At 44.6% G+C, this 3,462-nt stretch carries 2 protein-coding genes and 1 pseudogene; all 3 read left to right on the forward strand.

The window, feature by feature from the left end:
* Nucleotides 1-21: 21 nt before the first annotated feature.
* Nucleotides 22-999, forward strand: a pseudogene (gene trpCF, locus ACP45E_RS05320) (bifunctional indole-3-glycerol-phosphate synthase TrpC/phosphoribosylanthranilate isomerase TrpF); the annotation flags it as partial.
* 11 nt (nucleotides 1,000-1,010) lie between these two features.
* On the forward strand, nucleotides 1,011-2,201 hold the full coding sequence (gene trpB / locus ACP45E_RS05325; RefSeq protein ID WP_017033823.1) for a tryptophan synthase subunit beta: 1,191 nt from the start codon (nucleotides 1,011-1,013) through the stop codon (nucleotides 2,199-2,201).
* On the forward strand, nucleotides 2,201-3,007 hold the full coding sequence (trpA, locus tag ACP45E_RS05330) for a tryptophan synthase subunit alpha (RefSeq protein ID WP_017038986.1): 807 nt from the start codon (nucleotides 2,201-2,203) through the stop codon (nucleotides 3,005-3,007). The genes trpB and trpA overlap by 1 nt, the downstream gene beginning before the upstream one ends.
* Nucleotides 3,008-3,462 lie beyond the last annotated feature (455 nt).

Below are 3,462 nucleotides of genomic sequence, written 5' to 3' on the forward strand. Positions count from 1 at the left end.
TGCTGATCCGCTCTTCCTATCTCTATTCTCCTGATGCTGTCGGTTCTCAACGATGAACAGTACAATGAACTATCAACGCTGGCCCACTCTTTGGGTATGGGCGTGCTCACTGAAATTAGTAACGAAGAAGAACTCGAAAGAGCCGTCGCATTAAACGCAAAAGTTATCGGCATCAATAACCGCAACCTTCGTGATTTATCTACTGATTTAAATCGTACTAAAGAACTGGCTCCGTTAGTCAAAGCAAAGGCGCCTGACGCGATCATTATTTCAGAGTCAGGCATTTACACGCATCAGCAAGTTAAAGATCTTATCCCATACGCGAAAGGGTTTCTTATTGGCAGTTCACTGATGGCAGAAGACAACCTTGAACTGGCCGCTCGAAAAGTCATTCTTGGCGAGAACAAAGTCTGCGGCTTAACCCACCCAGACGACGCAGCGAAGGCATATCAAGCGGGTGCAGTGTTTGGTGGATTGATTTTTGTTGAACAATCTAAACGATGTGTTGATATCGGAACAGCTCGCATGACTATGAGTGGTGCGCCTCTTCAATATGTTGGCGTCTTTCAAAATCATCCCGTCTCTTCGATTGTCGAGATTGTCGCTAAACTTGGTCTTAAAGCGATTCAGTTGCATGGAGATGAGCCCCAGGAATTCGTCGACGAACTCAAAGAGCAGGTTTCAGATTCAATTGAGATTTGGAAAGCGTATGGAGTTACCGACGTCATGCCTGTTCTTTTAAAGGAAAATGTTGACCGACACTTGCTCGATACCAAGGTAGGCGACCAATCGGGTGGCACAGGAAAAGTATTCGATTGGGATGTGATTAATCGCACTCAACAAATCATGCTAGCGGGAGGCCTCAATGCTGACAATGCAAAACAGGCGTCCATGCTCGGCTGTTTAGGACTCGACCTAAATTCAGGCGTCGAGTACCAAGCAGGTAAAAAAGATACCGATAAGCTGCAACAAGCGTTTGCAGCAATCAGAGATTACTAAGGAATAAAATCATGGCAAAACTTGACGCCTATTTTGGTGAATACGGTGGACAATATGTTCCACAAATCTTGGTACCAGCACTCGATCAACTTGAGCAAGCGTTTATTGACGCGCAAGATGACCCTGAATTCCAAGCGGAGTTTATGACGCTGTTACAAGAGTATGCGGGCCGACCAACAGCACTAACCCTGACAAGAAACCTCACTAAAGGAACAAAAACCAAACTGTACCTTAAACGAGAAGACTTGCTGCATGGCGGTGCTCATAAGACCAACCAAGTTCTTGGTCAAGCTTTACTTGCAAAGCGTATGGGCAAAAAAGAGATCATCGCCGAAACAGGCGCTGGGCAACATGGTGTAGCAACCGCACTTGCCTGTGCATTGCTTGATTTGAAATGTCGCGTTTACATGGGTGCAAAAGATGTCGAGCGCCAAAGTCCTAATGTATTTCGCATGAAACTGATGGGTGCTGAGGTCATTCCCGTCCATTCAGGTTCTTCTACGCTTAAAGATGCGTGTAACGAGGCGCTGCGCGACTGGTCTGCCACTTATGAAGAAGCACACTACTTGTTGGGCACCGCGGCGGGTCCTCACCCTTTCCCAACGATTGTTCGTGAATTTCAACACATCATTGGCGAGGAGACTAAACGTCAAATTCTGGCACGTGAAGGTCGCTTACCCGATGCTGTGATTGCCTGTGTGGGCGGTGGTTCAAATGCCATTGGTATGTTCGCAGATTTCATCGAAGAAAAAGACGTTCGTTTGATTGGTGTAGAACCTGCAGGTAAAGGAATTGATACTGACCAACACGGTGCGCCACTTAAACATGGTAAAACGGGTATTTTCTTTGGCATGAAAGCACCTCTGATGCAAGATCAAGACGGACAAGTTGAAGAATCATACTCGGTCTCTGCTGGGCTTGATTTCCCATCTGTAGGCCCACAACATGCTCATCTTAACTCTATTGGACGTGCCGAATACGATAACGTAACGGATGATGAAGCACTTGATGCATTCCAAATTCTAGCTCGTAAAGAAGGGATCATCCCAGCGCTAGAGTCTGCACACGCACTCGCTCATGCGTTGAAAATGGCCCATGCCGACCCAGAAAAAGAACAGTTATTGGTTGTAAATCTATCTGGACGTGGCGATAAAGACATTTTCACCGTTCACGATATTCTAGAAGAGAAAGGAGTTTTATAATGGATCGCTATCAAACACTATTTGCTCGCTTAAATGAGAAAAATCAAGGTGCTTTTGTCCCTTTCGTTACCGTTGGTGATCCTAACCCTGAGCAATCACTAAAAATTATGGAAACCTTAGTGGAAGCAGGCGCTGATGCCCTGGAACTGGGTATTCCATTCTCAGATCCATTAGCTGATGGCCCAACGATTCAAGGCGCAAATATTCGAGCATTAGAGTCTAAAGTCACTCCTGATATTTGCTTTGAAATGATTGGAAAGATTAGGGCGAAATATCCGGACCTGCCGATTGGGTTACTGATGTACGCTAATTTAGTGTACTCGCGCGGTATCGACAATTTTTACCAACGTTGTGCCGATGCAGGCATCGATTCGGTGTTAATTGCAGATGTTCCCACCAACGAAAGCGCGGAATTCGTTGCTGCTGCTGGAAAATATGGCGTTCACCCTATTTTTATCGCACCACCAACAGCCAGTGATGACACACTGAAGTCCGTGGCTAAGCTCGGTAGCGGTTATACCTACCTATTGTCTCGCTCAGGGGTCACTGGCGCAGAAACCAAAGCCAACATGCCAGTCGACACTTTGCTTGAGAGACTCAATCAGTTTGATGCACCACCCGCCTTACTTGGTTTTGGTATTTCTCAACCTGAACAAGTAAAACAAGCCGTCGAAGCGGGTGCAGCGGGTGCCATTTCGGGATCTGCCGTAGTCAAAATTATCGAAACGAATGTTCAGGAACCCGATGTGATGATTGCCGAACTGCATGAGTTTGTCTCTTCAATGAAGCAAGCAACACAGAAATAGCACTGTCGTAAACCGCATCACTATAAACTCTGAGGCCTTCAATCATTGAAGGTCTTTTTTTGTCCCCCTTTCTTGCTACAAGTCATTCTTACCGCCACACAACCAAAAAACTATCGTAACCAAAACCATCATAACCAAAACCAATAATTAAAAAGAAAATTATTGATCAGCCCCACAGCAAACGTTTGCATTGAGTAAAATAAAATCAGTTTAGATAAAAAATGTCATCTTTTTTAACGATTATGGATCCAGTCGGTTGCCAATACCTCCTGTAACGTGTAAAAACATATCAAAATATTAATCTAATTATTTAATATAGATTAGTATTTAATATTAGGATTTTACAATTTAGTAGCACAGGAGTTATACAGGTGTTAAAACAAAAGAATTTACTAAGTAACATTGGAGTGCAGGTTGTCATCGCGATGATCCTGGGTACCATCATCGGTGGTCTT

Origin of the sequence: Vibrio genomosp. F10 str. 9ZD137, from assembly GCF_049974785.1 — a bacterium.
In the GTDB taxonomy this organism is placed as follows: Bacteria; Pseudomonadota; Gammaproteobacteria; order Enterobacterales; family Vibrionaceae; genus Vibrio.

Bases quoted from the DNA above. Each gene is read 5' to 3' on its own strand.
- trpB (WP_017033823.1), top strand. From the start codon at position 1,011: ATGGCAAAACTTGACGCCTATTTTGGTGAATACGGTGGACAATATGTT.
- trpA (WP_017038986.1), top strand. From the start codon at position 2,201: ATGGATCGCTATCAAACACTATTTGCTCGCTTAAATGAGAAAAATCAA.